The sequence below is a fragment of the Pilosibacter rotomagensis genome, from assembly GCF_045062245.2.
GTDB lineage: Bacteria > Bacillota > Clostridia > Lachnospirales > Lachnospiraceae > Pilosibacter.
In genome coordinates this window covers 67,597-94,403 of record NZ_CM170323.1, presented here as the reverse complement: position 1 = coordinate 94,403, position 26,807 = coordinate 67,597, and the positions used below count along the sequence as shown (strand labels likewise).

Sequence of the window (26,807 nt, the reverse complement as noted above, 5' to 3'; positions counted from 1 at the left end):
TTATATACTTATTTTGCAAATCCTGTCTTTAAGGATTTTTCAGCTCCACATTTCTTTAAAAGAATGCTCCCAATCTGTCCAACCGGCTCAAAATATCTGCCCGTTTTTCATCAAACAATAGATTTTTATTGTATTCATAATACCGTTCGCACTCATTCTCCTGTAAGAACCGCACTGCCGAGGCACTGGAGTTGAGTTCCGTGATAAACACCACCATCTCCTGACTGCTGCCGAACGTTCCTTCCATGAAATCAAAGGCATACTCCAGTGTCTGTCCGGCATGAGCGCACAGATCCTCAAGTTCTGTCCGTTCGTCACCAAACATCTCCCGGAACCGGTCAAATATCTCACCGCCATCAAATAACAGTTCTGCTTTCACAGTCTGTAGATACCGGTTCATGGCCGCTGTGACATCGGCACAGCGATATTTTTCCGACCTCGTGAGGAGTCCGGCTTTCTGTTTCTGCTCGGATACCGCAGTGAATGCCTCGATCTGCTGGGAAAAGATGGCGATCGGAGTCTGCGGCACTGTCTCTATCGTTTCTCCGGCCTCCGCTTTACCTTCCAAGCTTCTCTTGAATGCTTTCAGCTCTCCAAACAGCACTTCCAGATAATCCTCTTTCTGCGCATAAGCCTTGAACTCCACATCGAGCTTCGCTAAAATCAGGCTGATGATGGAAAGCTTCTCATCAAACGGCGCTTTCGCCGCCTGTTCCATCAGGTGCTCGTCCCGCTTTCCTTCCAGGATCTCGTCGATCTGGTATCTCGCCTGATACTTCTTATATAATTCCAGATAGTTCGCAAAATCTTTCGCGATCCGCGGGTGCTCGATATACTGTACCACAACCTCCCGGTCGCAGGTAAGCCCCACCTTCTCGCAGACCTTCAAAAATCCGGAGAGGTCTTCCCATCCACGAGGTGTCGCGAACACTTTTCCGTCCACGGTGGTCTCCACCTGGTAAAAATACTGCGGCTTTGCGGTGAGGAACGACAGGATCGCCGGATGGATATCCGCCTGTTTCGCGTATTCCTTCCAGACCTCAAAATCCGCCTCCACATCGATCTTTTTGATGCGGTCTAAGGTCGCGATATCGAATTCCCGCACGGATTTATTGTATTCCGGCGGGTTTCCTGCTGCCACGATGATCCAGCCATCCGGGATCTTATGATTTCCGAAAGTCTTATACTGCAAAAACTGCAGCATGGCCGGGGCCAGCGTCTCGGAAACGCAGTTGATCTCATCGATGAAGAGAAGTCCCTCGGAGAGTCCTGTGTCTTCGATCTTATTGTAGATCGCCGCGACGATCTCACTCATGGTATATTCCGTCACATGGACATTCTTCCCACTGTAAGTCTTCTCCGAGATAAACGGGAGACCGATGGCACTCTGTCTCGTATGGTGTGTGATCGTGTAGGAGACGAGACCGATCCCACACTCCCGCGCCACCTGCTCCATGATCTGGGTCTTTCCGATTCCTGGCGGACCGATGAGCAGCACCGGGCGCTGCCGCATGGACGGGATCTCGTATTCCCCGTGTTCGTTCTTCGTCAGATACACCTGTATCGTATTTTTAATTTCCTGTTTTGCACGCTTGATGTTCATATCTTTTTACTCCGGTATAATTTTTACAGTCCGTGAACCAGCCTATCAAACCTTTTACTTTCCGTAACTGTTCAGCACCCCCACAGTTACGCGCAAAAATCCATTCCAAATCGGCTATGCCGATAGGATTTTTGCCTTCCATTCTAAGTTTTCTTACGGTCAGCGCAGTAAATGCGCAGACCTACTGAACAGTTACTATTTTCCATCTAATATTTTCCCCACGTCCTCCATCGACTCCGGGTCCAGAATCACCTTCATCGCCCAAGGCGGAACGTCCGCGTCAGTATAATTATCCCGCATAAACACGAAGGCCGTGTCATATGGCGGCATTTTCACCGGAAATGTCCCATATCCGTCCGTAAAATAGAGAAGTCCCCGCAGCCTGCTGAACTTTCCCGCCTTGATCATCTGGTCCACATGCAGGAATGCCGGGCGGAAATCAGTCCCGCCCATGCCATGGAGCTCCATGTGGTCCATGTAATTCCGAAGGTCCTCCTCGCTCTCGATCTTCACATCCTGCCGTACTTTATCGTCGCACTGCAAAATGTGGATATTGACCTTCTTAAAGAAGCTCTCCGACTGAGCCAGCACCCCGTAGGTCTCTTCCAGGAATTTCTTCACCAGCTCCCCGGAACATGACATCGAAGTGTCGATAACGACCACAAAATCCTCGATCCGCCGGACTTCCTTCGTCTCAAGGGGCTCGATCAACGGCATATTTCCGTATAACTGCATGCCATAATTGTAGAATACATAGTCGAACGCATCCGGATCGATCTGGACTGTCTCCTTCAGCACCGAAAATTTCTGCAAAAATTCCCGGTAATCGTACCGCTCCCGGTTCTCCACCGCCAGCTGATCCATCAGCTCCCTGGAGTCATCCGCCGCCTCGTTGGAAAACGCCTCCATCTCCGCCTGCATCTTCTCCCGCTTGTCATCCCAATCGTTTTTTCGGTTCCGGTTGGGATTCGGAGATTTCTTCTCGTCCTCTTTCTCCCATCTGGAATGATCGTCCCGGCAGAATTCCCGGCAGAGCCGCTCATATTCGATCTCCGAAAGCTCCATCTCCTGCATAGTGTGATAGATGCTCTCCGCGTTCAGTACCTTGATCTTTTTCCTCAGACGTCCGTAAAATTCCGCCCGCACCGGGGACATCGGCAGATGGACGCACGGCTTGTGGATCCCGTCGATCAAGGACTCCACAGCGATATCGCATGCCAGATTCCAGTATTCCTCTGTCCGCTTTTTTCTCGACCATGGGTGGACAAAGAGACAGTGGAAAGTCTCGTGCAGGATCATGCGGTTTACATAAACAGGATTTCTCCGGTACCAGCCGCAGATGTATCCTGTCTCAAATGATAATAAGGTTCCGTCCGTTCCGATTCCCTTGATGCTGTTGTCCGCCACCGGGAACAGACCATTTAAGACCACGTCGAGAAACCGCATGGAAAGATACAGCTCATTCCTCGCGTTCCGTATGATCTCAACGCCGATCGCCGCCAGTTCTTCCAGCGCGCCCTGCTCTCTCAGGATCGGCGACCATGCCGCATCTTCTCTCATGACGATTTCTGACCTCCTCACAAATCAAAATCAAACTTTTTCTTCTTTACGCCAAACTTCTTCCTCTGGATCTCCATAAACATCCCCAAAAGCTCCGGCAGATGCTTTTTCGAGATCTCCGTGATCAGCCCCGACATCTTATCCGCCGTCAGCGGATTCTTTTCCGGTGTTAAATACTGTCCCGCAATCCATTTTATGGTCTCCGGGTCCTCAAGAGTTCCAAGAAGTACCTCATAAAGATTCTCCATAAGAAACTTTTCATATTCCTTTTTCGCACTCTCCCACAGTCCTTTCGGATACTGCAGCCGGGTCACCGCGATCTTCGATGCCATGAGAACCGATTCCTCTGCTTTTTCATACACAAACATTTTATCATACCTGTCAAATCGGAATTTTCGTCCCTCAAAACAGTAGCGATACTTCTGCCCTGCACCGTGGATATTGGATACCGTGATCCTGGCGGGCGTATTTTCCACCGCCTCGTCGTAGTATTCTGGGAAGATCACACGCGCAGTCTCTGTCTCCCCGTTCTCTTCCTCAAAAGTACTTGAAGCCAGCGATATTCGTGCAGAGTCCGTGTCTCTCTCGTCCTGCATTCGATTTTGTCCGCCCTGTATAAATACATGCACTGTGACTCTCTCATTGATCTCCGTCACAAAATCCCCGAGTGCCGACTCTTCATCCACCCCCATATGCACAGTCAGACTCCTGATATTCCGGCAGCCCGTAAACACACCGCCGCCGACTTCCCGGAGCGCCCCGTAAAAATGGATCTCTTGAAGCTTCTCACATCCATAAAATTCATATCTTCCGATCCGGGTGAGTGTCCGCGGTAGATAGACTTTCTCCACCGTGCTCCCCGAAAATACCTTGTCTGCCAGCTCTGTCACCGGAAGTCCGCCCAGACTTTCCGGTACCACGCAGACGGCGCCTGGTGCCAAAAGCTTTGTCACACAAGCGCCCCCATTTTTCTCTTTAAATTCAAATTCAACATCCATATTCCAGTTACACTTATTATAATTGTTCAGCAGACCAGAACAATTAGTTCACAGACCTGCCGAACAGTTATGCTTATTCTTCAATCAGTTTATTTAACTTTCTCATCGCACTAAACCGGTAATAGTATACCAGGAATGCCAGCGAAGTGATAGTCCAGCTTAACGGATAACTCGTCAGCGTTGTATACAGCCCCGGATGAACCGCGCCCGCGCCGAATACCCAGAGCACACGCAGGATACAGGTTCCAACACAGATGATCAGCATTGGGATCAGGGCATCGCCCACGCCGCGCAGCGTACACGGATATACGTTGACGCAGATGTAGCAGAACCAGAACGGCACCAGGAAGCGGATAATACTCATGCTCTCCGCCATGACATCCGCATCATTCGTAAAGAGACTGATGAGTACCGGACCTGCCGTAAACATAAACAGACCGAGTGCCGCCGTGATGATCGTCGACATGAGAAGTCCCACGTAGGTTCCCTTCTTTAAACGTCTGATCTTGCCCGCACCGAAGTTCTGACCCGCAAAGGTCGTCACGGAGATTCCCATGGCATCCATGGTCATCCAGAAGATACCGTCAATCTTTCCATAAACTGCCCAGGACGCGATCGTATTCGTTCCGTATCCATTGATGTTTGCCTGAATCAGGATATTGGAGATCGAGTACATCATGGACTGGAGTCCCGCCGGAAGACCGATCTTTATGATCCTCTTTAATAATACCGGCTCCACACGGAGTTCCTTCGGGATAAAACGGTAAGATTCTTTTGTCCGGATCAGCGTTATCATAACGAGTACTGCCGATAAAAGCTGGGACATGATCGTCGCAAGCGCCGCCCCGGCAACTTCCATATGAAAACAGACTACAAACAGGAGATCCAGAGCAATATTGGTCAGGCAGCTCGCCACAAGGAAATAGAGCGGTCTCTTCGAATCTCCCACAGCTCTCAGGATCGCAGCGCCCATGTTATAGACCAGATTTCCTATGATGCCCAGAAAATAGATCCTGAGATATGTCACAGAATATCCAAGGATCTCTTCGGGAGCACCCATGGCCCGGATTGCAGCCGGAGTGAAAATCTCACCGATCACTAAGAGTGCCACACCGCCGGCCAGCGCCAGACAGAACGATGTGTGGACCGATTTCTGCACCTGCTGGTCTTCCTTTGCCCCATAGAACTGGGATACAACAACGGCCGCGCCGGAGGACATTCCGACGAAGAAACCAACTAACAGGTTGATCAACGTTCCTGTCGTACCCCCTACCGCGGAAAGTGCCTCTTTTCCCACAAACTTTCCAACGATCATGGCATCCGCCGTGTTGTAAAGCTGCTGGAAAAATGTCCCGAACAGGATCGGAAAGAAAAAGAGCAGGAGCTGCTGCCAGATCACGCCGTCCGTGATCCCGTTGTAGCCTGCCGGATGATTCTTCTTAAGTGTCATATCTTCACCCTCTACAAAATCCGCCATGCATGGATCCCGTTTGCGGTCTTTTCTGAATGCATGGCAATTGATACTTCCGCCCTGTATCTGTCGGCTGCGGACACAGGGCGGAGGTATGATTGATCAAAGGCCGGCTCTTTCTCCGCCTTTAAAGGTTCTTTTTATGATTACAGGAGATTCTTTCTGAGTTCCTCGCCGCTCTTTGCGGAAAGGTATGCCGGCGGAATGTCAAGAATGGTCTTGCATCCGCTCATTCCCTCCTGTTTCATGCGGAATGCGGCGCGGGCACAGCAAACGATCACGGATGAAGTGAACTCCGGGTTGGAATCCAGTTTCAGACGATACTCGATCACATGTGTATTCTCCTGATTCCATCCAGTCTTTCCGTTTCTGATCACGAAACCGCCGTGCGGAAGCGTGGAATGGTCGCGCTTCATCTCTTCCTCGCTGATGAAATGAACCGTTGTATCATAGTCGGAGAAGTAGTTCGGCATCGTTACGATCTCTTTTTCGATGCGTGCAAGATCAGCGCCCTCTTCGGCAACAACATAGCATTCTCTTGTGTGTTTCTCTCTTATTGTGAGTTCCGGAGTCTCGCCGTTTCTGATTCTCTCCAGCACGCTCTCAACCGGGACTGTATACTGTCTTGCGTCCTTCACGCCATCAATGCGGCGGATTGCGTCGGAATGCCCCTGGCTTACACCTTTGCCCCAGAATGTATAGTCTTTACCATCCGGGAGAATTGCATTTGCGTATACACGATTTAAGGAGAACATACCCGGATCCCAGCCTGCGGAGATCACTGCTACATTTCCTGCTTCCTTTGCCGCTGCATCGACAGCTGCAAAATGCTCCGGAATTCTCGCGTGTGTGTCAAAGCTGTCCACTACGGTGAAATATTTCGCATACTCCGGTGTCTGCACCGGAAGATCTGTCGCACTTCCGCCGCAAAGGATCAGGACATCGATCTTATCTGTCATATGTTTCGCTTCGTCCGCATGGTAAACCTTTGCGCCTTCGGTCAGGATCCTGACATTTTTCGGATCTCTTCTTGTAAATACTGCCGCAAGCTCCATATCCGGATTCTGTTTGATGGCGCACTCAACGCCGCGTCCAAGATTTCCATAACCCATAATTCCGATTCTGATCGTCATATTGTTCTCCTCTTCTTTCTTTATTTAACGTCGCTATCTCCATTTTACCAATAGGCCGTTATAGTGTCAATTGAAATAAGTTTAACGAATTTGTCTCCTGTTTCTTCCAGATACACCTGCAAAACCTTCCACCGGAAGGTTCTTCTGGGAACACGGCAATGAAAAAAGAAACAACGGAATCCGAAATCCTTTTTCTCAAAGATCCCTGAGTCCGTTGTTTACATATTTTGTAACTATTCAGTACCTTCATAGTTACACGCAAAAATCCATTCCAGATCAGCTTCGCTGATGGGATTTTTGCCCTCCAGCCTATGTTTTCTTACGGTCAGCGCAGCAAGTGCGCAGACCTACTGAACAGTTACCATATTTTTTTTATATTAATGTTTTTCCCTTTTCATAAGCACAAACGCAACGCCCGCCGTGATGAACTCTGATACAGTCACCGTAAGCCAGATTCCGTCTACACCAAAGAGTGCCGGGAGAAGGAACACGAACACGCTGTTTAAGATCACTCCGCGGAGCAGTGTGATCGTTAAAGAAAACCGCGGTCTCACAGTAGACTGGAAATACATTCCGCTGATGATGTTCCACTCGCTGACTAAGAAGCAGAGGAAATACAGCCGGATCGCCGGGACCGCCATTGTGAGGATCTCCGGTGTCGGGTCCAGAAACAGATAGGACAACTGTACCGGGATCAGCATGCCGATCGCAGTGAATATGAAGCCTGCGGCAAATCCGGTCCGGACTCCCAGTTTTCTCGCCTCGCCGACTCTCTTCAGGTTTCCCGCGCCAAAGTTCGCGGAAAGCAGCGGCTGTACTGCCTGAGCGATACCGTTGGAAATGGACGATGCCACAAGCGCGGTGTTTGTGATGATTCCATAGACCGTGATTCCCATCTCTCCCACGTAAGCGAGGAGCTGGCGGTTAAACAGCAGCATCACGAAGCCGTTGGAGATCTCCAGAATAAAGCTTGCGAGCCCATTTCCGAGCACCTCCGGCACCCGTCTCCACACATCGCTAAATTCCAGCTTCAAGTGGTTATCTTTCGAGAAAAAATGGCTTGCGAGGATCAGCACCGTGAGTGTCGTTCCGGTGGCTGTCGCCAGCGCCGCACCTCCCATTCCCCATTTCATGATAAAAATGTATACATAATCCAGGATCACATTGGTGACACCTCCGCTGATCACGCCCGCCATGGCAAGCTTCGGCGCACCATCGTTTCGGACGAATGCCTGAAGGAATGAAGACAGGGCAAACATGGGGGCCGCTGTTGTGAGCACAGTTCCGTAAGGCACGGTGTATTCATTTAAGAGTGGGGTATTTCCCATAAAAGTAATCAGAGGGTTGAAAAAGATTCTTCCCAATATTAGAAAGACTGCTGACAGAGCAAGCACCACACAGAGTGCCGCCGTAAAATAACTTCTGGCGCGTTTTTCATCGCCGCGTCCTCTGGAAAACCCAAAGAGAACGCTGCCGCCGACTCCGCACATCATTCCGATCCCGAAATATGTGTTGTAGAGCGGCAGTAAAATATTCATCGCCGCAATACCGGAACCACCGACTCCGCGTCCGATCATCATCGTGTCCGCCAGAATATAAATGGAGGTCACGAGTGTTGCGCTGATGGACGGCACCAGGTAACTGAAAAATACCTGGCGGACCGGGGATTCCAGCATGTTGATCTGTTTCATAAGTGTTGCTCCTCAATATTCTTCAAAATGTATTTCGATATACCTTGTTCTTCTTTCTAACAGCAATATTTCAGCAGCTCTTTTTGCAAAGCTGCTGATTTCTTAGTCTGCGCGTAACTGTTCAGTACCCTCGCAGTTACGCGCAAAAATCCATTCTAAATCGGCTGTGCCGATAGGATTTTTGCCTTCTAGTCTAAGTTTTCTTACGGTCAGCGCAGTAAATGCGCAGACCTACTGAATAGTTACGTCTGCGATGTTAAAATTCGTCCTTGCATATCCTGCCAGCGTGTCTGCCATCTTTTTTCCATACTCTGCGGCAAAATCATCAAGGACTCTTTCAGCGATCCGTGTCCCCTCTTCCCCGAAGATTGCTTCACAAACTTCCCGGTATGCCCAGTAGGAGTGAGCGCAGTGGTACTCGAAAGATCTGAGGCCTGCCGGATTTTTTGCCATATTGGACTCCGGCGTCAAACCGGCGTTCCGGATCGTCTGTATACAATAATCATGGTCATGGAGTGTCTGGGAGACCTCATAGCGAATCTCCGGGTTGAAACCTCGGGAAATAGACGCATCCAGGTCCTTACAATAGAGAAGTCCCGCTTCCGGGAGTCCCATATTCTTAAACTGGGTGTGCCACGGACAGACATGGATGTGGATCTGAAAGTCCGGGCTTAAACTTGTCGTCTCGGACTGGTTTCCGAGTCCTTGTGCTTTCACCTCTTCCGTGTTGACCCATTCACCGTACTGGCAGTATGTCTCATAAGTCAGAGGTTTTCCGTCCCGGATCGCCCGCTGTGCCATCCGACGTCCACGCTGTTCGCCGTAATATCGGGTGGCATGCAAAAATGCCGCCTCGCCGCGGTCACCGAAGATTTCCTTCAGGTAAACATAATATTTTGCCGCGATAAACGCGTGTGACAGTTCTGTAAATCCCATAATGCTTCCTCCCGTCCTACATTCTATTCTTCTGCTTCACCATAGCGCTCTGGCTTGTATACAAAGTCCATGCTGCGGACAGACTCGTTTTCCACATGACCAGAATCATGCGCCAAGTCTCACGGACGTTCGACTTGAATCTGTGCTTCTTATTTCATCGCCCCAAGAATATCCGACAACTGCGCAAACTGTGCAAGGCTTAACGCCTCGCCGCGGATCGTCGGAGTGAGTCCCATCTCTGCGATCGCTGCCGCGATCTGTTCCTTTGTATACGGAAGTTCAGGCGCATTTCCGAGACCGTTCTGCAGCGTCTTTCTTCTCTGATTGAAGGACGCGCGGATGATCTTAAACATCAGGGCAGGATTCTTCACCTCCACCGGCATCTCCTTATGTCTTGTAAGCCGGATCACCGCTGATCCCACATTCGGGCGCGGGATAAAGCAGTTCGGCGGTACGTTCGCTACGATCTCCGGCTCCGCGTAATACTGGACAGCCAGGGACAGAGCGCCGTAATCCTTGGACCCCGGTCCTTCCTTCATGCGGTCCGCAACTTCCTTCTGGACCATAACGGTAATATTGTCGATCGGCACTCCGCTCTCAAAGAGCCCCATGATGATTGGGGTCGTGATATAGTACGGCAGGTTCGCAACGACCTTGATCGGCTTTCCGCCGTTGTATTCCTCGGCCAGTGCCTTGATATCGACTCTTAAGATATCCTCGTTGATGACGGTCACGTTGTCGTAATCCGCCAGTGTCTCCTTTAAGATCGGGATCAGGTTCCGGTCGATCTCAACGGCTACAACATGTCCGGCATTCTCCGCAAGGTACTGGGTCATGGTTCCGATTCCCGGGCCGATCTCAAGGACGCAGTCATTCTTTGTGATCCCGGCTGCGGAGATGATCTTCTCCAGTACATGGGTATCGATCAAAAAGTTCTGACCAAACTTTTTCTGAAACATGAATTCATACTTCTGTATGATCTCTATGGTATTCTTTGGGTTTCCCAGATTTGCCATTTATTTCTCTCTTTCTATTTTTGACTGCGCTTTTGCGCAGGTACTTTTGTTGCATGAATTGCATCTTGTATACAAAATCCGGTAAATGCGTTCCGCTGCTGCGGTACTATTGTCCCGAAAATTCTACTCCGTGATCCGGTACATCTCCCTCGCGTTTTTCGTTGTCTCCCGGATGATCTCTTCCTTGGAAACACCCTTGATCTCTGCCAGCTTTTCCACTACATACGGAAGATTTCCAGAGAAATTTCGTTTTCCCCGGTTTGGCACCGGGGCCAGATACGGACAGTCCGTTTCCAGAACGATCCGGTCGAGCGGCGCATATTCTGCCACTTCGATCAGTTTTTTCGCGTTTTTAAAGGTCAGCACTCCGCCGATCCCGATATAATATCCCATATTCAGGTATTCTCTCGCCATCTCCACTCCGTAGGAAAAGCAGTGGATCACGCCGCCGGTGGCACCGTTGTGTTCCACCTTCATAATATCTAACGTGTCCTTCGCCGCGTCCCGGCTGTGGATGATCACCGGGAGTCCCGTCTTCTTTGCGACCTCAAGCTGCACCGAAAACCAGTGTTTCTGGATCTCCCGCTCCGGCTCGTCCCAGTAGTAGTCAAGACCGATCTCACCGATCGCCACAACCTTCGGGTTTTCTGCCAGAGATTCCAGCCATTTCATGTCCGCATCCGTAAGCTCCGCCGTCTCGTTCGGATGCACGCCCACCGCCGCATACATGAAGGGATGCGCCTCGGCCAGTGCCAGCGTTGTCTTTGTTGACGCGATGCTCGCTCCGACATTCACAACGGTTCCGATTCCCTGTTCTTTCAGTCCCGTGAGCACTTCCTCCCGGTCCGCGTCAAATGCCTCATCGTCGTAATGGGCATGTGTGTCAAAAATATAGTCCATTCTTTCTGTCCTCAAGTCATATGTCGTTTTCTTTTTCATCCGGTGCCGGCATCTGTATGACATTTTACACAATCTCATTTTCTACAGTCCCACAGCCATCTTAATTCCCCGGATCACCAGCAGATGCAACGGATAAAACAGATAGAAAATTCTTCCGCTCCCACTGCCTTTTTCTCCATTGTAACGGTTTATCAGGAAAATTGCAACGCAAGCCGCAGCGCCATAGAAATCCATATACATACAAAATAAAAACACAATGCAGACAGCCGTGCGAAACTGTGGTTCCGTGCGCAATGTATACAATATAACGATCAACAGCACGCCCATAAACCCATAATCCGTCTTCAGATAATAGGCTGCCAGTCCGAAAGGAACCGCCGCCAGAACCCGGATATACCGCTCATATTCCAACGGAAATCTCCTCTGGCCTACCGCCTTCCTGCCGCCATCTCCTGTTTTTTCCCGGTTTCCGTATGACACTCCAGATCCGGTCCCACAGATCAGATCTCCAGCCCAGACTGCCAGAAGTCCCAGAAGTAATGTGAACACCGTATTCTGGTCCGCCGGAAAAAGCCATGTTCCCCCCGCCACAAGATCAAAGGGGATCTCCGAAATAACCGCCAGCAGAAGCAGCCTCAGCGCATACCATCTCCGGTCCCGCGTATGCGCTGCGCCCTCTGCGATCATAAACGCAAAGAGAGGAAAAGCCACACGCCCCACAAGGCGCATGGCTGTCCCACAGAGACTCCAGGCAGCGCCCGAAGCCAGTTCTGACTGTTCAATAAGCCCAACGGCAGCATGGTCGATGACCATGCTGACCAGGGCAATGTTTTTTAGCTGTTCCGCCGAAAAGCAAAAGCGTACCTTCACTTAGCAGACCTCAGAACCGGACTTGATATCCTTTGCCGGTGTCATTAATGCGAGGTTGCCCTCATCATCCTCTGCGCAGAGGATCATGCCTTCCGATAACATACCTGCGAGCTTCGCCGGTTTTAAGTTCGTAACGACCATAACCTTTCTGCCGACCATATCTTCCGGTTTATACCATGCCTTGATTCCGCTTAAGATCTGTCTTGTCTCAGAACCGATCTTAACCTGGGAGCAAAGTAATTTTTTGGACTTCGGAACCTCTTCACACTTCACGATCTCACCGATCTGGAACTGAAGCTTTGCGAAATCATCATATGTGATCTCCGGCTTCTTCTCAACGTCCATGCCCGGCTTCTCTTCTTCCTGTTTCTCTGCTGCGGCTGCTGCCTTCATGGCCTCAACCTTCTCCATAACGTCCTTGATGTCCATACGGGCAAACAGGATCTCCGGCTTCTCTGTAACCTTGTTTCCGTTCGGGTACAGACCGAAGGTATTCATGTTCTCCAGCGATCTCTTCTCTGTGTTTAACTGAGCGAGGATCTTCTCAGAAGTTTCCGGCATGAAGGAGAATAACAGGGACGCACCGATGGTGATCGCCTCTGTGAGATTGTAAAGAACGGTTGCAAGACGATCCTTCTTTGCCTCATCCTTTGCGAGTGTCCACGGAGTTGTCTCATCGATATATTTGTTGCTGCGGCGGAAGATATTGAAGATCTCTGTGATCGCGTCTGCAACGCGGAGCTTATTCATCTTCTCGTCTACTTTCTTGACCGTCTCAAGAACGGTTGCCTTTAACTCTTCATCCACCGGCTCTGCAACGCCCTTGTTCTCGACAATTCCGCCAAAATATTTATTTGTCATGGAAACGGTACGGTTTACAAGGTTTCCAAGGATGTTGGCAAGGTCAGAGTTCATGCGCTCAACCATAAGATCCCAGGAGATCACGCCATCGTTCTCAAACGGCATCTCATGAAGTACGAAGTAGCGGACTGCATCTACACCGAAGAAGTCAACGAGCGTATCTGCATAGAGTACGTTTCCTTTGGACTTACTCATCTTGCCATCGCCCTGTAACAGCCACGGATGTCCGAATACCTGCTTCGGAAGCGGAAGACCGAGAGCCATTAAGAAGATCGGCCAGTAAATGGTATGGAAGCGGATAATATCTTTACCGATCAGGTGAAGGTCTGCCGGCCAGTATTTCTTAAACTTCTCGTCGCTGTTTCCGTCACAGTCATATCCGATTCCCGTGATATAGTTGGTCAGCGCGTCAAGCCATACATAGGTAACGTGCTTCGGATCAAAAGTGACCGGAATTCCCCACTTGAAGGAGGTTCTGGATACGCAAAGATCCTGAAGTCCCGGAAGCAGGAAGTTGTTCATCATCTCGTTCTTTCTGGATACCGGCTGGATAAACTCCGGATGCTCGTTGATATATTCGATGAGCTTCGGAGCATATTTACTCATACGGAAGAAATATGCCTCTTCCTTTGCCGGCTGTACCGGACGTCCGCAGTCCGGGCATTTTCCGTCAACGACCTGGGACGGAGTCCAGAAGGACTCACACGGTGTGCAGTAAAGTCCCTCATAATGTCCTTTGTAGATATCGCCCTGATCATATAATTTCTTGAAGATCTTCTGGACCTGTTTCTCATGGTAATCATCTGTGGTACGGATGAATTTATCATAGGAAGTGTTCATGAGGTCCCAGATCTCCTTGATCTGTCCTGCTACGTTGTCAACGAACTCCTTCGGAGTCACGCCTGCGTCCGCAGCCTTTAACTCGATCTTCTGACCGTGCTCGTCGGTTCCTGTCTGGAAGTAAACGTCATAGCCCTGTTCTCTCTTGTAGCGTGCGATCGCGTCTGCCAATACGATCTCGTAAGTGTTTCCGATATGCGGTTTGCCGGATGTATAGGCGATCGCTGTGGAAATGTAGTATGGTTTCTTACAGTTTGTACACATGGATTGATTCCTCCTATTTTTATCTCTTTTACGGCTTTTCTCCTGCCGGTCGTTTTTATTGCACAATGACATAAAAAAGAATGTGCTTTGGCACGTTCAGAGCTCTCGCGCAGTCTCTTGCGACAACCTGCCTCCTCGCGCAAGTGTGCGTTTTTGTTTAACAGGACGTTCCTTCAAAGTTTCCTGTCAAATAAAAAAAGCCCGTCTTTAATTATTAAAGACGAGTCTCCCCGTGTTACCACTTTAAATTCGGCGGTGCCTCACGGTCATCGCCCTCACCGGCTGTCAAAAACAGCCTGACGCGCTAACGGGCGCTTCCGGCACAGGCTAACACGGTTTCCGCTTTCACCTGCACAGCTCCAGGACCATCTTCTGCCGCCTCTTTGCTCCCCTTTCTCACCAACCGGGGTCTCTGAAAGCTTCCTTTCGGCATACTCTTCCCTTCCAAGCTTTTTCCATATGATGTCTTTAGTCTATCCTGTTCAAATAAATTTGTCAAGGCATCCCGTCGGTTTCTGCGGGAACTTTACTTCCTTTAGTTGATTTTTCACACAAAAAAGACTACACTTTGTGTTACCATAAAACAGATCGTATTCATGATTTTTGCTTCGGAGGAATGACTTATGAATGAATCACAAAAAAGACTGGATGAAAAGCGGCAGCTCCGGATCCGTCTGGAGAACATCTCGATCGTTCTGCTCGCCGTATTTTCTTTTTTCCTGTTTCTGCTGACTTTTTTCCCGTTTTCAAGGATCTCCCAGTCCATGCAGGCCTCTTTTGAGATGGGGCGCATGGTCCAGCGTGCCTTTTCCATTGTTCTTTTCGTGCTGTCGCTGCAGTTATGGAAGAGAAAGCGGAATGCATGGATGATCGCGATGGGGATCTTCACACTCAACTTTCTGCGCGGTCTCATCGGGATGGGACATCCGCTGCACAACGGAGTCATGATCTTTGACCTCGTTCTGTTTCTTCTGTTTTTTGCCCTGCGGAAGGATTTCTGTATCCCGGCCGGACGCGAGAACCGGAAGCAGACCGTAACACTTGCTTTTCTTGCCATTGCAGGTGTCCTGATCAATGTCGGGATCACCTGGCATTACATGCAGGTTGGAACCGCTGCCGGATCCTCCGTCTCCTTTGCGGACAGTTTCGCCCAGGGCATCGGCATGATCTTCGGAATGGGCGATCTTCCTGCTTCCATGGCAGACCGTCATGGAACAGAATTTGTCCTTTTCTGGTTCAGCTGGGGCTGCATCCTCGCCGCCATCCTCTGCGCACTGCGTCCATGGCTTCAGGAACAAGCTCATGGAGCCCAGGAGATCCAGCATGCCAGAACACTTTTAAACCTGTACAGCCAGAATCCATGTTCCTACCTGGCGTTGGAAGATGACAAATGTCTGTATTTCGGGCATTCTGTTGACGGAGTTCTGCCTTATGGGACCGTCGGCGATACCATCGTTGTAAACGGCGATCCGGTCTGTAAGGATGAAGATTTTCCTGCACTTCTCGCTGAGTTCCGCGAGTTCTGCCAGAACAGTGCCCACAATATTTTCTTTCTCGGTCTGACCGACTACTACCTGTCGGAATATGAAAAGCAGGGATTCGGTCTCGTAAAAAGCGGGGAGGAAGCGCGGTTTAAGCTTTCTGACTATGAGATCAGCGGCAAGAAGGGCGCCAAGATGCGCATGAACATCAACCATGCGACAAAAGCCGGCGTCACGGTCCACGAATACAAAGTGCTGGAGAAACGGGATCCTGATCTCGACCGCGAATTTGACCGGATCACGGACGAATGGCTCGAAGGGAAGAAGAGCGGAATGCTTCAGTTTACGATGGGAACCGTCGGACTCGATGATCCGATGGACAAGCGTTACTTCTACGCCCTGAATTCGGATGGAAAAATGGTTGCCTTTATCGTTTTTGTTCCTTTCCTTGGAAAGAACGGCTACATGGCCGATGTGACGAGACACGGAAAAGATGCGCCGAGCGGTGTCATGGAGACGATCATCTACGAGGCGTTCCAGGTATTTAAAGAAGAGGGGATCGGCTACGGCAGTCTCGGAGTCGCCCCGCTTGCCGGTCTGAACGCAGAGAGTAAAAATCCGATGGAACGCCTGCTCCAGTTTATCTATGACCATTTAAACGCGTGCTACGGTTTCCGGGATCTTTACCGGGCAAAAGAAAAATACAGCCCGACGGAATGGGTTCCGTCTTACTATGTGTACCTTCCGAAATATCCGACGCCGAGCATGCTGTATGCCGCTGTTGAGATCCAGAATCCTCATGGGATCCGCGGGTATATTCTCACGCTTTTAAAAGGGGAACTTCACAAATGGAAAAAATGATCTGTCGTCAGGGTATGGCGGATACGCCCAAAGCTTGGATTTATTATAAAGAAAGCGGGCACGGAGTTCCGATCCTGATGCTCCACGGGAACGCGGAGACGCATATGATCTTTGACTTCTACGAGAAAAAATTGTCTGCAAACTACCGGGTGATCCTGATGGACAGCCGTGCCCACGGACGTTCCCGGATCAAGCCAGACAATGCAGATGCTGAGTTTACGACTGCCGATATGGCAAAGGATGCGGCGGCGCTTCTGGATGTTCTCCGGATCCCGTCGTGTATCCTCTTTGGATTCAGTGACGGGGCGAACATCGCACTGGAGTTCGCTTCTCTTTTTCCGGAGCAGACGCTTTCTGTGATCGCTGTCAGCGGAAATATCACGCCTGACGGACTGATCTTTCCCGTCCGGATGTTCTGCATTGGGAAGTATTATTTTTATCGGATCTTGTCCACGCTTTTCCGCACATGTTTTCTTTCACAGAAACGTCCGCACCGTGTGGACTCACCAGCTTCCCATCCGCAGAAAAAAGGGCATGCATTTGCTGACATGGTCTATTCTCATGTTTTCCGCTGCCAGCAGCTCGCCTCCCTGCTCTGCAACTCGCCGCTGATGACAAAAGAACAGCTGCATGCGATACAGGCGCCGGTCCTTCTTCTTGCGGGGACAAGAGATCTCGTGAAAACCTCCCACTCCCGGCTGATGGCGCGGCTGATCCCGCGTGCGCAGCTCGTCCTTGTGAACGGTGCTACCCATACTTCCATGTTTGGAAGAAAGCAGTTTTATCTGAACGTCATTCTGGACTTTTTGAAAGGGTGCCCGGCAGCGCCTTTCGGATGCATGGCAGCAAAAAAGGACCTTTGATCTATTTAAGGTCCTTTTTTGTTGGCTGTGTGTTTCACAGTCCTTTATTTATGCGGATATATACGCACTGTTTTAATAATTCTCGATCCGTCTCTGCTTTCTCAGCGCGTTTCTGCGCTCTCCGGCTGCCCATGCAGCTTTTTCTTCCTCGGTTTCCACGATCAGTCCCGGAACGGTTGTCGGATGATCATTCTTGTCGAGTGCTACCATTACAAAATATGCGGTATTTACAAGTTTTCTCGTTCCGTCGAGTGCCTCCACATAGGTATCGACCTGAACCTCCATGGAAGTATGACCCACATAAGTAAGTTTTCCGAATAAGATCAGCGTATCATTCATATACACTGCTTCCTTAAACTGAAGGCTGTCCACAGAAGCCGTTGTCTGGTTGCAATGGGAATGTCTTCTCGCTACAACACCCGCAACGATATCGATCCACTCCATCAGCTGTCCGCCGAAAAGTCGGCCGGCACCGTTGATATGGCTCGCAAGAACGATCTGTGTCTGTTCTACTGCTGATTCTGATACATGACGCATTAATCTTTCACACATAATTCTGTTCCCCTCTCCTCATTCTTAGATGATCCCCGTCTGCTGGGTCTTCCATCCGCAGACGCTGGTGCCAAATGTGCATTTTGTTCTTGTGTGTCGCACATTTGTCTTTCTGTCACGATACTACTCAGTATATCCTCTTCCGCGCTTCTTTTCAACCTTGAAAAGAAAAGTTCCTGTATTTGTAAGTAAAAAAAGTTCTGTATTCCCTCATCTGATTCATATATTGAACCAGTCAGCTTCCGTATTGATCCTATTGGCAGCTGCATCCGGGAGGTTCTTTTTATGAAATGGAAACACATTTGGGCAGCTGCTCTGGCACTCTTTTTCCTGTTCATTCTCACTGCCTGCGGAAATGAGCGGATTTTCTCTGCCAGTCCGGCGGAGACCGGGGAATCTTACTCTTCCAATGACTTTTCATCCGGCAATCCCGCTACTTCTGAAAAAGCTTTAAAGCTCCAGGCAGATTTCGACTCATTCTGCTCTGACCTCTTTCACACCGAGATGGAGTCTTCCAGCACTCTGGATCTCCACTACACGCTGCTCCACCCGGAAAATTACGGAATTGATGCGGGGGATGCCTCCCTTGACACTTACCGCCTGTCCGAGCTCATCACAAATCACCATGACCTCCATGATCTCCGAAAAAAACTCAACGACTTTGATCCTGGCTCCTTATCAGCAGACCAGCAGATCCTTTATGATTCCCTTTCCGCGATGACTGATACTTCTCTGATGGCGGAAGGTCTCGAGCTCTACGAACAGCCGCTTGCCCCCACCATCGGGATCCAGGCGCAGCTCCCGATCCTGCTGTCGGAGTATTCTTTCCATTCTATCCAGGATGTCGAAGACTATCTCTCTCTGCTTTCCCAGCTCGACTCCTATTACGGTGATATTCTTTTCTTCGAGCAGCAAAAATCTGATGCCGGACTCGGTCTGTCCGACGCTTCGATCGACCGGATCATCGAATCCTGTGAAAGTTATCTCATTGACCCGGAAGACAATTTCCTGACGGAGACCTTTGAAAGCCGCCTGAAATTTCTGGAACATGAGATCACTCTGACAGAACAGCAGAAAACTGACTTTCGTTCCCGTCATCTTGACATGATCAAAAACGCGTTTTTGCCCGCTTATCGCCATCTGATCGACGGGCTTTCAAGCTTAAAAGGGCGCGGGATCAACGAAAGCGGTCTCGCCGGATTCCGGGACGGAAAGCAGTACTATGAATATCTTGTAAGATCAGGTCCCGGTCTCTCCTATCGTACGATCGAAGAGTTGAAAACTGCGCTGTCTTACCGGATGCAGAAAGACCTGGAGACGATCTCCTCTTTTTCCAAAACTGCCGCTTCCGATCTCACTTTTTCCTGTACACAGCCTGACCAGATCCTTACAGATCTTCAGGATCAGATGAATTCTGACTTTCCGGCGCTCTCTGATGCTGCCAGGCAGTACGAGATCCGCTATGTCCCGGCCCAGCTGGAAGCGGCGTTGAGTCCTGCATTTTATCTCACCGCGCCGCTCGATGATCCCGCTCAGAATGTGATCTATATCAATAGCGGCAGTACCGGCGTAGAGGATGAACTTTATCCCACGCTCGCCCATGAAGGTTTCCCCGGACATCTCTACCAGACAGTCTATTTCCGGGAACATGCGAAACATCCGCTGTCCGCCCTGCTGACCTGTTCCGGCGCAGCGGAAGGCTGGGCGACTTACGTGGAAAATCTGGCCTGGTCCTATGATAATGGTGTTTCCACAGAAACCAGCGCCTATCATGCCGCCATGCGGTCCTTTTCGCTCTGTTTTCACTCCCTTTTGGACATCGGGATCAACTACGACGGCTGGTCCAAAGATCAGTCCGCCGCGTTTATCCGCACCTGTTTTGACGCAGACGATGATCTGGTAGAAGAGCTCTGGCAGACAATGATTGACAGTCCCACGAACTATCTCGAATACGCTGGGGGATACGTGGAGATCATGGAAATGCGGGAAGAGGCGGAAAAAGCACTCGGGAACCGGTTCTCCGCAAAAGAATTTCACAGATTTCTTCTAGATCTCGGACCCATGCCGTTTTCTGTCATCAGGAAATATTTCAGACTATGGCTTGAGAAGAATGCATGAAAAAACGGCTGTCCGGAGAATCCTTTTATCATTCTCCGGAGCAGCCGTCTCACTTTTCCTTATATATTTTTCCTAGCCGACGCTGTCAGATGCCACGATATTGACACCGCAGCCGCAGATGTTCTCAACGATCACATCATATCTCTTCACCGGTGCTTTCACATCCACTGCTTTTAACACTTTCATACAGTCCGCAAGCAGCTCCTTCGGAACCGGTTTTTTGGAGCGTACCGGAAGAAGCGGCTGATCTGCGCCCTCTAATTTCACAGTGCTTGTGAGGATCCTTACCGGATGTGCAAATTCCTGCTTCCCGTACTCCTCTCCACGCTTACATGTATATCCAGTGATCGAATCCACCCGGTCGCCTTCGCCTGTTACAGTGATATGACATCCCATCGGGCAGACAGTACAGATAATCTCTTTCTCCATCTTGTCTCCATCCTTCCTATTTCACTACTTCTACCGTTACGTCATCTCCGGTGATTTCAGCTGTTTTTACTTCTACATGGCACATCTCACCAGGATTTACACGCTTCTCCTTCTTCTCAGAGAGTACCTTATCTCCGCTCTTTACACGGATCACAACATCCAGTTCCGGATGAAGGACACGGAAGAACAGACGGACGGTCTCATTTTCTTCACCGATCTTTACACGCTGCGGGCAGAGATAGCGGACATTTTCACCTGTCACAGACGGAACCTCGCGGTTTGCCTCCGGGAGTTTGTGCATCGCATAACGGGCTGCAGATGCACCTGCATTCATACTCTCAACGGTTACATTGTCAACAAGATCGTTTACATGAACAACATTTCCACATGCAAATACGTTATCCCAGGATGTCTGCATATACTGGTTTACTTCCGGTCCATTTGTGATACGGGAGATCTTCACATCAGCACCGCGGCTCAGTTCATTCTCCGGGATCAGACCAACTGACAGAAGCAGCGTGTCACACGGAATAAACTCTTCTGTTTCCGGGATCATGATGCCCGCACGTGTTCTCTCACGGCATCCCATCGCAAGAACGATGCTTCCGGCTTTTACCTTTGTCATTCCGTATTCGGAGTTTACACAGATCACTGCGCTCTCTTCCGGAATAACCTCCAGCACCATGGAATTTAATAATACTTCCGCGCCAAGTGCCAGCGCCTCTTCTTTGAAATGTCCCGCATACTCCGGACCTGTCAGCTCTTTATGGAAATAAGTAAGTCCGAATCCCGGATGGATACACTGCTGTAAGATGCCACCTAGTTTTTCATCTCTTTCGATGATCAGGACTTTCTCCGCTCCTTCTTTTTTTGCTGCCACAGCGGCAGATAAGCCTGCCGGGCCTCCTCCTACAATTACCACATCAGTCTGAATCTCGTACATAGTATCCTCCCCTATCTCGTTTTCCCGGCAACCATATAGGAACCCGCATTGTTTTTATTGACTTCTTCCACCGGAATACCCAGTTCTCTTGCTAAGATCTCGATGACCTTTGGTCCGCAGAAACCGCCCTGACAACTACCCATTCCTGCTCTTACACGGCGTTTTACCGCATCTACGCTTCTTGCACCCAGCGGTCTGTGGATCGCATCCAGGATTTCTCCTTCTGTGATCGTCTCACAGCGGCAGATGACTCTTCCATACGCCGGATTTTCCTTTACGATCTCATCCTGTTCTTCACGGCTCAGTTCATGGAAACGGATGATTCCTTTTCTCGTTGAGATGAAGTTCTCCTTAAATACCATCGGTGCGCCCATCTCTCTCATAACATCCGCAACATATACACCCATCGCTACGGAGAGTGTAAGACCTGTGGAGCGAACGCCTGACAGGTTGATATAACCCTTTAAGTCGTCAAAAGTTAGATGTGCAGCCGCGGTACTCTTTTGCCTCGATCCCGTCCGTTGGGGCATATTCTTTTGCATGATCCATATCGATCTTTGCAGCCAGCTCTTTCGCATACTCTTTCGAGAGCAGTTTATCAACCTTTACGTCAACGAAGTCCGGATCACCCATTGCCACGGATCGATCAGCAAACATCATCTTCATGGTCTCTGCAATTACATGTGTACTGTCAGCAGAATGGAATCCCATTCCTTTTAAATCGAAGTTTTCCAGAATATTTAACATCTGGATGATATGGGTTCCGCCTGAAGACGGCGGTGCCATGGAGATGATATCATATCCACGATAATTTCCGCGAACCGGGATCCGTTCCTTCGGCTTGCAGTTTATGAGATCTTCCTTGCAGAAGAGTCCTTTATTTTTGTTGATATGCTCTACCATCTCGTCTGCGATCGGTCCATTATAGAACCAGTCCACACCATTCTTCGCAACGCCTTCCATGGTGTCTGCCAGGTCCGGATTTTTAATGATCTCACCAAACTGACGCGGCTTTCCATGATTCAGATAAAGCTCCTCAAAACCTTCATATTCTGCTTTATTGTGCTCTGCCTCCGGGGTATCCGTGATCCTGGCGTACGCGAAGCCGCATGCAAAGCCATCACGGCAAAGCTTGATCGCAGGCGCTGAAACCTGTTCCCATGTCATCGTGCCGTGTTTCTTCAGCAAATTATCCATTGCGCGATAGAACGACGGTACCGATACAGATCTTCCGGAATATTCGGTAAGGTTCAGATCTACATCACCGTTCTCATCCAGCATCATATCCTGGTATGCATTCTTCGGAGCAATTCCCCGGGCATCCACGCAGTAGAACTCATTTGTATTTTTATCATAGAATGTATGGAAGCATCCGCCGCCAATTCCACAATGGTACGGTTCCACAACGCCGAGAACAAGAGACACTGCAACTGCTGCATCAAAGGCATTTCCGCCCTGTTTCATGATCTCAAGACCAGCCTGTGTCGCATATGGGCTGTTCGAGCTGACCGCGCCTTCTGTTCCCGATACATGCGGTTTATACATCGCGATCGTATCATCAACGGTCCTTCCAAGATAAGGTCTGTTCGGCATATCAAAATCCTCCTTTTTCTGTCATTTCGCTGCGTTTTACAGATCTTCTTTCTGTAAAACGCAGCTCATATCTTCCAAGTTTCTGTTATGCTGTCTTTTCAGCAGGAGAAGTTGCCAGTGTAACAATAATACCAACGACATAGCTGACAACGATCGTCGGATATACAACGTTTAATGTTCCGTTTAATCCAAGCACTACCCATGCAATCGCGGTTACGATACCTGCGATAACGCTTGCGAACGATGCTTTCGCGTTCACTCTCTTCCAGAAAAGTCCTACAACTACAGAATAGCTGAACGGAGAAGTTACACAGTATGTAAGTGTTAAGAACATATTTGTCATCTGTGCGGACGGAATGAAGAAACCAACTAACAGAGAAACATACGCAACTGCGATCGTTCCGAAACGGGAAACCTTGAGGATCTGATGGTCATCCGCACTCTTGTTGATCTGTTTCTTGTAGATATTGGTAAGGATCGTACCGGTTGCCATCATCATGGTAGCCATTGTCGCAGCAATGATCATCGTGCAGACTGCAAAGATGATACCTGCCATGACCGGTGTGTTCATATCACGGATTGCCCATGCGAATGCTGTTGCGCCGTCACCGAGACCGTCATTTGCTGCGCGCGCCATCATACCAACGATTGCTGTCAGGATACAGATCGGAGCTGCAAGAATATAACCGATGATGCAGCCTGCGCATGCTGTCTTGTCGTCTTTCGCTGCTAACATCGGCTGAAGAGCGGACTGAAGAACTACAGAGCTTAAGAGACCGCCGACTGCCCACGCGATGATCTGCTGGGTCGGCATTGCGCTTAACTTGTCATAACCTTCCGGAAGTGATGCGATCAGTCCGGAATATCCGCCGAAATCTCCAATGTGTGTTCCCACAAAGAAAATAAGAAGTACATATGTTGCGATACAAACGACACGACCGATTGCTGCAGAACCTTTCATTCCTGCGAATCCAGTATAGATTGCTGCGATCGTAACACCGATAAACATCGCAAGACCGGTATTTAATCCCGGAAGAACGATCTGGATGATCGATGAGATCGTCTTTAACTGGATCGGAATATAGATGATTCCGAAAATGATCCATACGTAGGACTGAAGTCTTGCAACGCCCGGCGAGAAGCGGGATTCCAGATAATCCGGAAGCGCCTCTGTCTTTAAGTTTTTACGAAGCGGACCAGCCAGAAGTCCTAAGAAAAGGATGTAGACGCCGCTTGCGATCGAGTACCAGCATCCCGCGATACCCATCGTATAACCATTCTGTGCGGCACCAACAACGCTCATGCCTCCGATCTGCCATGCACCTAACATCGCGCCAACCGCAAATGCACTCATTGACCGGTCACTGCCGGACCACTGATTTGCATGTGCGATTTTTGTTCCTGCATAGATTCCGACAGCAATGATCAGAATAAAAGTCACGATCCATGTAGCAATTAACATACAATTACCCCTTTCTGTTTGGAAATTTATTATTATGGGCATATGATATCACCAGTAGTGAAAATGTGATAGGAAAAATCGGAATTGATATTTAATTTTGTTTATTATTTCTATTTTTTCTTTCAATTTTCTCTTAAGGTCTCTGGAGTTTTGACGACTAATATGATAAAATAAATCGGTATATGTTTCCCGAAACTTTTTACATTCTGATTTTGACAGGAGGAACATCTCAATGAACGAAGTCATGAACAATATCCTTACAAGAAGAAGCATCCGTAAATTCACCGACACTCCAATCTCCAGAGAGATCCTTGATGATCTGGTACAGGCAGCTCTCCACGCGCCGAGCGGTATGGGAAAACAGACCTGGAAATTTACGGTGGTGACAAATAAGAATGCCATCAAACGTCTGGCTGAGGCGATCAAAACCACATTAAACCGCCCGGGATATGATCTGTACTGCCCGGCTGCCATCATCATACCGTCCAATCTGCGCGACAGTAACTGGGGAAAAGAAGATGATGCCTGCGCTCTCGAAAATATCTTTTTAGCTGCCAATTCCTACGGAGTCGGCTCTGTCTGGATCAACCAGCTCCAGAATATCTGCGATACTCCGGCAATCCGTGACATCTTAAATGATTTTGGTGTTCCAGCCAATCATGTAGTCTATGGGATGGCTGCGTTAGGCTATCCGGATCCGGATACTGTGATCCAGCCGAAAGAGCGGATCGGAAAAGTTGCCTATATCGAATAATCGAAAGCTTTCCGGCGCTGCTGTTTACCGCGGTACCAGTCTTTATACACATACAGTTACAGACACATAAATACCTGGTCAGAGTGAAGCGATCCATCTCTGCCAGGTATTTTTATCCGGATCTTTGTGCTGATCTACTCTACGTATCCCGCATTCCAGAAGTAGAGTCCGCTGTAATTTAAGCCTTTTACATGATCATTCCATGCATAATTTGCAATATAATGACCAAAGTTGAGAACTGCCAGATACTGCCAGGAATATTCCTGAACTTTATCCCATGCTGCTTTCGCATCGTCCATGTTTGTTGCCGTGTTCATGTCATTTAAAAGGCTCTGAAGCGTCTCATCATCATTCCAGCCAGCGTAGTTCGGTCCAAAATAGAGTTTCAAGGACGGGATCGGCACCTGGGAGAATGTGCAGATATACATATCATATGCTGTCGGATCGGTGCTCTGCGCCTAGAGTGTCGGCCAGTCTACGATATTCAGTTCCACCGGGATGCCGACTTCTTCCAGCTCCGACTGCATGGCCACTGCCATATAATCCATCTTATTCAGGGTCGCTGCTGTCAGTCTCAGCGGAGTTCCATCATATCCATGTTCCTTCAGGATCTCTTTCGCCTTTTCCGGATCGTGTACATTGTATTCCTCAGATCCGGCATCCGTGTACCAGAACGGCTGTGCTTCATCCATGTAGCAAGCCCCCATCGTAAAGCCATTGGCCCCATAGGTTGCCGTCATGACTTCCTCATAATCAAGTGCATAACTGACCGCCTGACGGAACCACTGATTCGCGCAGAGCCCTTCTTTATGATTGATGATCGGTGCAATGGTCCCCTGCTGTGTGGAGTAAACCGTGACATCGTCCAGACCGGAAACCCGGTCCACATCATCCGCCGGAAGATTAAATATTGTTTTTATCAACTTTGCTTAATATTTTTAAGTTATATTTATATATGCTTTACTTTTTTAATTCAACTTTTTATTGCTTTCTCTCTGCTATCACGACAGTCGCCAAGGTCTCGCGCAAATTAAAAATACGCACCTGACTTCTCGCTGAAACAGCGATCGTGCAGTGCGCATTTTATTCACGTCCTGTTTTGTTCTCCTCTTCCTTATCCCGAAACCAGTTGTCCAGCTTCGTGAGTCCACGGATCAGGATCTTTTTCTCATCCTCGTCAAATTCATCCAGGATCGAGGTGATCATTTCTTTATGGAATCTCGCATGGTGGATAAACGCTTTCTTTCCCTTATCCGAAAGCGAGATATATACGACCCTGCGGTCTTCCTCCCCGCGTTCCCTCTTCACATACCCTTTTTTTACCAGGCTGTTCATCGCGATCGTCAGGGTGCCTACCGTGACAGAGAGTTCTTTTGCGATCGATGACATGTTTTTCGGTGTTCCCATACCGATGGCCTCGATCACATGCATATCATTGTTTGTTATATCCTGGAACTCCTGGGTAATGATCGCCTTCTCTTCAACGTCCATGATGCTGCGGAACAGTCTCACCAGGATCTCGTTCAATACTTTATAATCGTCCAACCGTGGAATCCTCTTCCTCTCTGGGCTGTCCAACCGCAATATCCGATCTTCCTGACGCCCCGG

24 protein-coding genes and 1 other annotated feature are annotated in these 26,807 nt (G+C 49.3%); of the genes, 4 read left to right on the top strand and 20 right to left on the bottom strand.

Going from position 1 to position 26,807, the window contains the following annotated elements; genetic code table 11:
* Window positions 1-55: 55 nt before the first annotated feature.
* From ACI3EW_RS00425 to metG, 11 genes are all read right to left on the bottom strand, one after another.
* Window positions 56-1,603 (bottom strand): ATP-binding protein, encoded by a 1,548-nt coding sequence (locus ACI3EW_RS00425; protein ID WP_329752232.1) that lies wholly within the window; start codon window positions 1,601-1,603, stop codon window positions 56-58.
* A gap of 195 nt (window positions 1,604-1,798) precedes the next feature.
* A complete protein-coding gene (locus ACI3EW_RS00420; protein ID WP_405580600.1) occupies window positions 1,799-3,163 on the bottom strand; it encodes a vWA domain-containing protein in 1,365 nt (454 codons plus the stop codon).
* Between the two features lie 17 nt (window positions 3,164-3,180).
* Window positions 3,181-4,116 (bottom strand): leucine-rich repeat protein, encoded by a 936-nt coding sequence (locus ACI3EW_RS00415; protein ID WP_405580603.1) that lies wholly within the window; start codon window positions 4,114-4,116, stop codon window positions 3,181-3,183.
* A 118-nt stretch (window positions 4,117-4,234) separates the two neighbouring features.
* Window positions 4,235-5,611, bottom strand: a complete 1,377-nt coding sequence (locus tag ACI3EW_RS00410; protein ID WP_405580605.1) for an MATE family efflux transporter — start codon at window positions 5,609-5,611, stop codon at window positions 4,235-4,237.
* A gap of 167 nt (window positions 5,612-5,778) precedes the next feature.
* Complete coding sequence (locus ACI3EW_RS00405; protein WP_405580608.1) at window positions 5,779-6,765, bottom strand: diaminopimelate dehydrogenase; 987 nt, start codon at window positions 6,763-6,765, stop codon at window positions 5,779-5,781.
* Window positions 6,766-7,142: 377 nt separating this feature from the next.
* Window positions 7,143-8,456: an MATE family efflux transporter gene (locus tag ACI3EW_RS00400; RefSeq protein WP_117503785.1), complete on the bottom strand. Its 1,314-nt coding sequence runs from the start codon at window positions 8,454-8,456 to the stop codon at window positions 7,143-7,145.
* Between the two features lie 231 nt (window positions 8,457-8,687).
* Complete coding sequence (locus ACI3EW_RS00395) at window positions 8,688-9,392, bottom strand: L-2-amino-thiazoline-4-carboxylic acid hydrolase (RefSeq protein ID WP_405580612.1); 705 nt, start codon at window positions 9,390-9,392, stop codon at window positions 8,688-8,690.
* Window positions 9,393-9,541: 149 nt separating this feature from the next.
* The gene (gene rsmA, locus ACI3EW_RS00390) at window positions 9,542-10,408 is read right to left on the bottom strand and encodes a 16S rRNA (adenine(1518)-N(6)/adenine(1519)-N(6))-dimethyltransferase RsmA (RefSeq protein ID WP_405580615.1); all 867 of its coding nucleotides are present in this window, start codon (window positions 10,406-10,408) and stop codon (window positions 9,542-9,544) included.
* A 123-nt stretch (window positions 10,409-10,531) separates the two neighbouring features.
* Window positions 10,532-11,308, bottom strand: a complete 777-nt coding sequence (locus tag ACI3EW_RS00385) for a TatD family hydrolase (protein WP_405580618.1) — start codon at window positions 11,306-11,308, stop codon at window positions 10,532-10,534.
* Between the two features lie 81 nt (window positions 11,309-11,389).
* Window positions 11,390-12,178, bottom strand: a complete 789-nt coding sequence (locus tag ACI3EW_RS00380; protein ID WP_405580621.1) for a TraX family protein — start codon at window positions 12,176-12,178, stop codon at window positions 11,390-11,392.
* Window positions 12,179-14,143 (bottom strand): methionine--tRNA ligase, encoded by a 1,965-nt coding sequence (gene metG / locus ACI3EW_RS00375; protein ID WP_405580624.1) that lies wholly within the window; start codon window positions 14,141-14,143, stop codon window positions 12,179-12,181.
* 213 nt (window positions 14,144-14,356) lie between these two features.
* Window positions 14,357-14,599: a binding site (T-box leader), on the bottom strand.
* Window positions 14,600-14,766: 167 nt separating this feature from the next.
* Between metG and ACI3EW_RS00370 the strand changes: the two genes are divergently transcribed.
* Together ACI3EW_RS00370 and ACI3EW_RS00365 are read left to right on the top strand one after the other, a co-directional pair.
* Window positions 14,767-16,485, top strand: coding sequence for a bifunctional lysylphosphatidylglycerol flippase/synthetase MprF (locus tag ACI3EW_RS00370; RefSeq protein ID WP_405580627.1), 1,719 nt, complete (start codon window positions 14,767-14,769; stop codon window positions 16,483-16,485).
* Window positions 16,473-17,348 (top strand): alpha/beta fold hydrolase, encoded by an 876-nt coding sequence (locus tag ACI3EW_RS00365; RefSeq protein WP_405580630.1) that lies wholly within the window; start codon window positions 16,473-16,475, stop codon window positions 17,346-17,348. Before ACI3EW_RS00370 ends, ACI3EW_RS00365 begins: the two co-directional genes overlap by 13 nt.
* A 72-nt stretch (window positions 17,349-17,420) precedes the next feature.
* On the opposite strand, the gene ACI3EW_RS00360 is transcribed toward ACI3EW_RS00365, so the two are convergent.
* Window positions 17,421-17,900 (bottom strand): acyl-CoA thioesterase, encoded by a 480-nt coding sequence (locus ACI3EW_RS00360; RefSeq protein WP_118298237.1) that lies wholly within the window; start codon window positions 17,898-17,900, stop codon window positions 17,421-17,423.
* Between the two features lie 285 nt (window positions 17,901-18,185).
* Between ACI3EW_RS00360 and ACI3EW_RS00355 the strand changes: the two genes are divergently transcribed.
* Complete coding sequence (locus tag ACI3EW_RS00355; RefSeq protein ID WP_405580633.1) at window positions 18,186-20,018, top strand: DUF885 domain-containing protein; 1,833 nt, start codon at window positions 18,186-18,188, stop codon at window positions 20,016-20,018.
* Window positions 20,019-20,090: 72 nt separating this feature from the next.
* Here ACI3EW_RS00355 and ACI3EW_RS00350 read toward each other — a convergent pair whose 3' ends face one another.
* From ACI3EW_RS00350 to ACI3EW_RS00330, 5 genes are all read right to left on the bottom strand, one after another.
* Window positions 20,091-20,447: a DUF1667 domain-containing protein gene (locus ACI3EW_RS00350; RefSeq protein WP_405580636.1), complete on the bottom strand. Its 357-nt coding sequence runs from the start codon at window positions 20,445-20,447 to the stop codon at window positions 20,091-20,093.
* 16 nt (window positions 20,448-20,463) lie between these two features.
* On the bottom strand, window positions 20,464-21,390 hold the full coding sequence (locus ACI3EW_RS00345) for an NAD(P)/FAD-dependent oxidoreductase (RefSeq protein WP_405580639.1): 927 nt from the start codon (window positions 21,388-21,390) through the stop codon (window positions 20,464-20,466).
* 11 nt (window positions 21,391-21,401) lie between these two features.
* Window positions 21,402-21,920, bottom strand: coding sequence for a (2Fe-2S)-binding protein (locus ACI3EW_RS00340; protein WP_405580642.1), 519 nt, complete (start codon window positions 21,918-21,920; stop codon window positions 21,402-21,404).
* Window positions 21,862-22,983, bottom strand: coding sequence for a gamma-glutamyltransferase family protein (locus tag ACI3EW_RS00335; protein WP_405580645.1), 1,122 nt, complete (start codon window positions 22,981-22,983; stop codon window positions 21,862-21,864). The genes ACI3EW_RS00340 and ACI3EW_RS00335 overlap by 59 nt, the downstream gene beginning before the upstream one ends.
* Before the next feature lie 85 nt (window positions 22,984-23,068).
* Window positions 23,069-24,445, bottom strand: coding sequence for a sodium:solute symporter family protein (locus ACI3EW_RS00330; RefSeq protein WP_405580648.1), 1,377 nt, complete (start codon window positions 24,443-24,445; stop codon window positions 23,069-23,071).
* A 232-nt stretch (window positions 24,446-24,677) separates the two neighbouring features.
* On the opposite strand from ACI3EW_RS00330, the gene ACI3EW_RS00325 reads away from it, so the two are divergent.
* On the top strand, window positions 24,678-25,199 hold the full coding sequence (locus ACI3EW_RS00325) for a nitroreductase family protein (RefSeq protein ID WP_118532180.1): 522 nt from the start codon (window positions 24,678-24,680) through the stop codon (window positions 25,197-25,199).
* Window positions 25,200-25,333: 134 nt separating this feature from the next.
* On the opposite strand, the gene ACI3EW_RS00320 is transcribed toward ACI3EW_RS00325, so the two are convergent.
* From ACI3EW_RS00320 to ACI3EW_RS00310, 3 genes are all read right to left on the bottom strand, one after another.
* Complete coding sequence (locus tag ACI3EW_RS00320; RefSeq protein ID WP_405580652.1) at window positions 25,334-25,627, bottom strand: hypothetical protein; 294 nt, start codon at window positions 25,625-25,627, stop codon at window positions 25,334-25,336.
* Window positions 25,628-25,657: 30 nt separating this feature from the next.
* A complete protein-coding gene (locus tag ACI3EW_RS00315; protein WP_405580655.1) occupies window positions 25,658-26,122 on the bottom strand; it encodes an ABC transporter substrate-binding protein in 465 nt (154 codons plus the stop codon).
* 160 nt (window positions 26,123-26,282) lie between these two features.
* Window positions 26,283-26,744, bottom strand: coding sequence for a MarR family winged helix-turn-helix transcriptional regulator (locus ACI3EW_RS00310; protein WP_346011198.1), 462 nt, complete (start codon window positions 26,742-26,744; stop codon window positions 26,283-26,285).
* Window positions 26,745-26,807 lie beyond the last annotated feature (63 nt).

Excerpts from the sequence above, each read along its gene's own strand:
- ACI3EW_RS00425 (WP_329752232.1), bottom strand. The coding sequence starts at position 1,603 with ATGAACATCAAGCGTGCAAAACAGGAAATTAAAAATACGATACAGGTG.
- ACI3EW_RS00420 (WP_405580600.1), bottom strand. The coding sequence starts at position 3,163 with ATGAGAGAAGATGCGGCATGGTCGCCGATCCTGAGAGAGCAGGGCGCG.
- ACI3EW_RS00410 (WP_405580605.1), bottom strand. The coding sequence starts at position 5,611 with ATGACACTTAAGAAGAATCATCCGGCAGGCTACAACGGGATCACGGAC.
- ACI3EW_RS00405 (WP_405580608.1), bottom strand. The coding sequence starts at position 6,765 with ATGACGATCAGAATCGGAATTATGGGTTATGGAAATCTTGGACGCGGC.
- ACI3EW_RS00400 (WP_117503785.1), bottom strand. The coding sequence starts at position 8,456 with ATGAAACAGATCAACATGCTGGAATCCCCGGTCCGCCAGGTATTTTTC.
- ACI3EW_RS00395 (WP_405580612.1), bottom strand. The coding sequence starts at position 9,392 with ATGGGATTTACAGAACTGTCACACGCGTTTATCGCGGCAAAATATTAT.
- rsmA (WP_405580615.1), bottom strand. The coding sequence starts at position 10,408 with ATGGCAAATCTGGGAAACCCAAAGAATACCATAGAGATCATACAGAAG.
- ACI3EW_RS00385 (WP_405580618.1), bottom strand. The coding sequence starts at position 11,308 with ATGGACTATATTTTTGACACACATGCCCATTACGACGATGAGGCATTT.
- metG (WP_405580624.1), bottom strand. The coding sequence starts at position 14,143 with ATGTGTACAAACTGTAAGAAACCATACTACATTTCCACAGCGATCGCC.
- ACI3EW_RS00370 (WP_405580627.1), top strand. The coding sequence starts at position 14,767 with ATGAATGAATCACAAAAAAGACTGGATGAAAAGCGGCAGCTCCGGATC.
- ACI3EW_RS00365 (WP_405580630.1), top strand. The coding sequence starts at position 16,473 with ATGGAAAAAATGATCTGTCGTCAGGGTATGGCGGATACGCCCAAAGCT.
- ACI3EW_RS00360 (WP_118298237.1), bottom strand. The coding sequence starts at position 17,900 with ATGTGTGAAAGATTAATGCGTCATGTATCAGAATCAGCAGTAGAACAG.
- ACI3EW_RS00355 (WP_405580633.1), top strand. The coding sequence starts at position 18,186 with ATGAAATGGAAACACATTTGGGCAGCTGCTCTGGCACTCTTTTTCCTG.
- ACI3EW_RS00350 (WP_405580636.1), bottom strand. The coding sequence starts at position 20,447 with ATGGAGAAAGAGATTATCTGTACTGTCTGCCCGATGGGATGTCATATC.
- ACI3EW_RS00345 (WP_405580639.1), bottom strand. The coding sequence starts at position 21,390 with ATGTACGAGATTCAGACTGATGTGGTAATTGTAGGAGGAGGCCCGGCA.
- ACI3EW_RS00340 (WP_405580642.1), bottom strand. The coding sequence starts at position 21,920 with ATGCCCCAACGGACGGGATCGAGGCAAAAGAGTACCGCGGCTGCACAT.
- ACI3EW_RS00335 (WP_405580645.1), bottom strand. The coding sequence starts at position 22,983 with ATGCCGAACAGACCTTATCTTGGAAGGACCGTTGATGATACGATCGCG.
- ACI3EW_RS00330 (WP_405580648.1), bottom strand. The coding sequence starts at position 24,445 with ATGTTAATTGCTACATGGATCGTGACTTTTATTCTGATCATTGCTGTC.
- ACI3EW_RS00325 (WP_118532180.1), top strand. The coding sequence starts at position 24,678 with ATGAACGAAGTCATGAACAATATCCTTACAAGAAGAAGCATCCGTAAA.
- ACI3EW_RS00320 (WP_405580652.1), bottom strand. The coding sequence starts at position 25,627 with ATGTATATCTGCACATTCTCCCAGGTGCCGATCCCGTCCTTGAAACTC.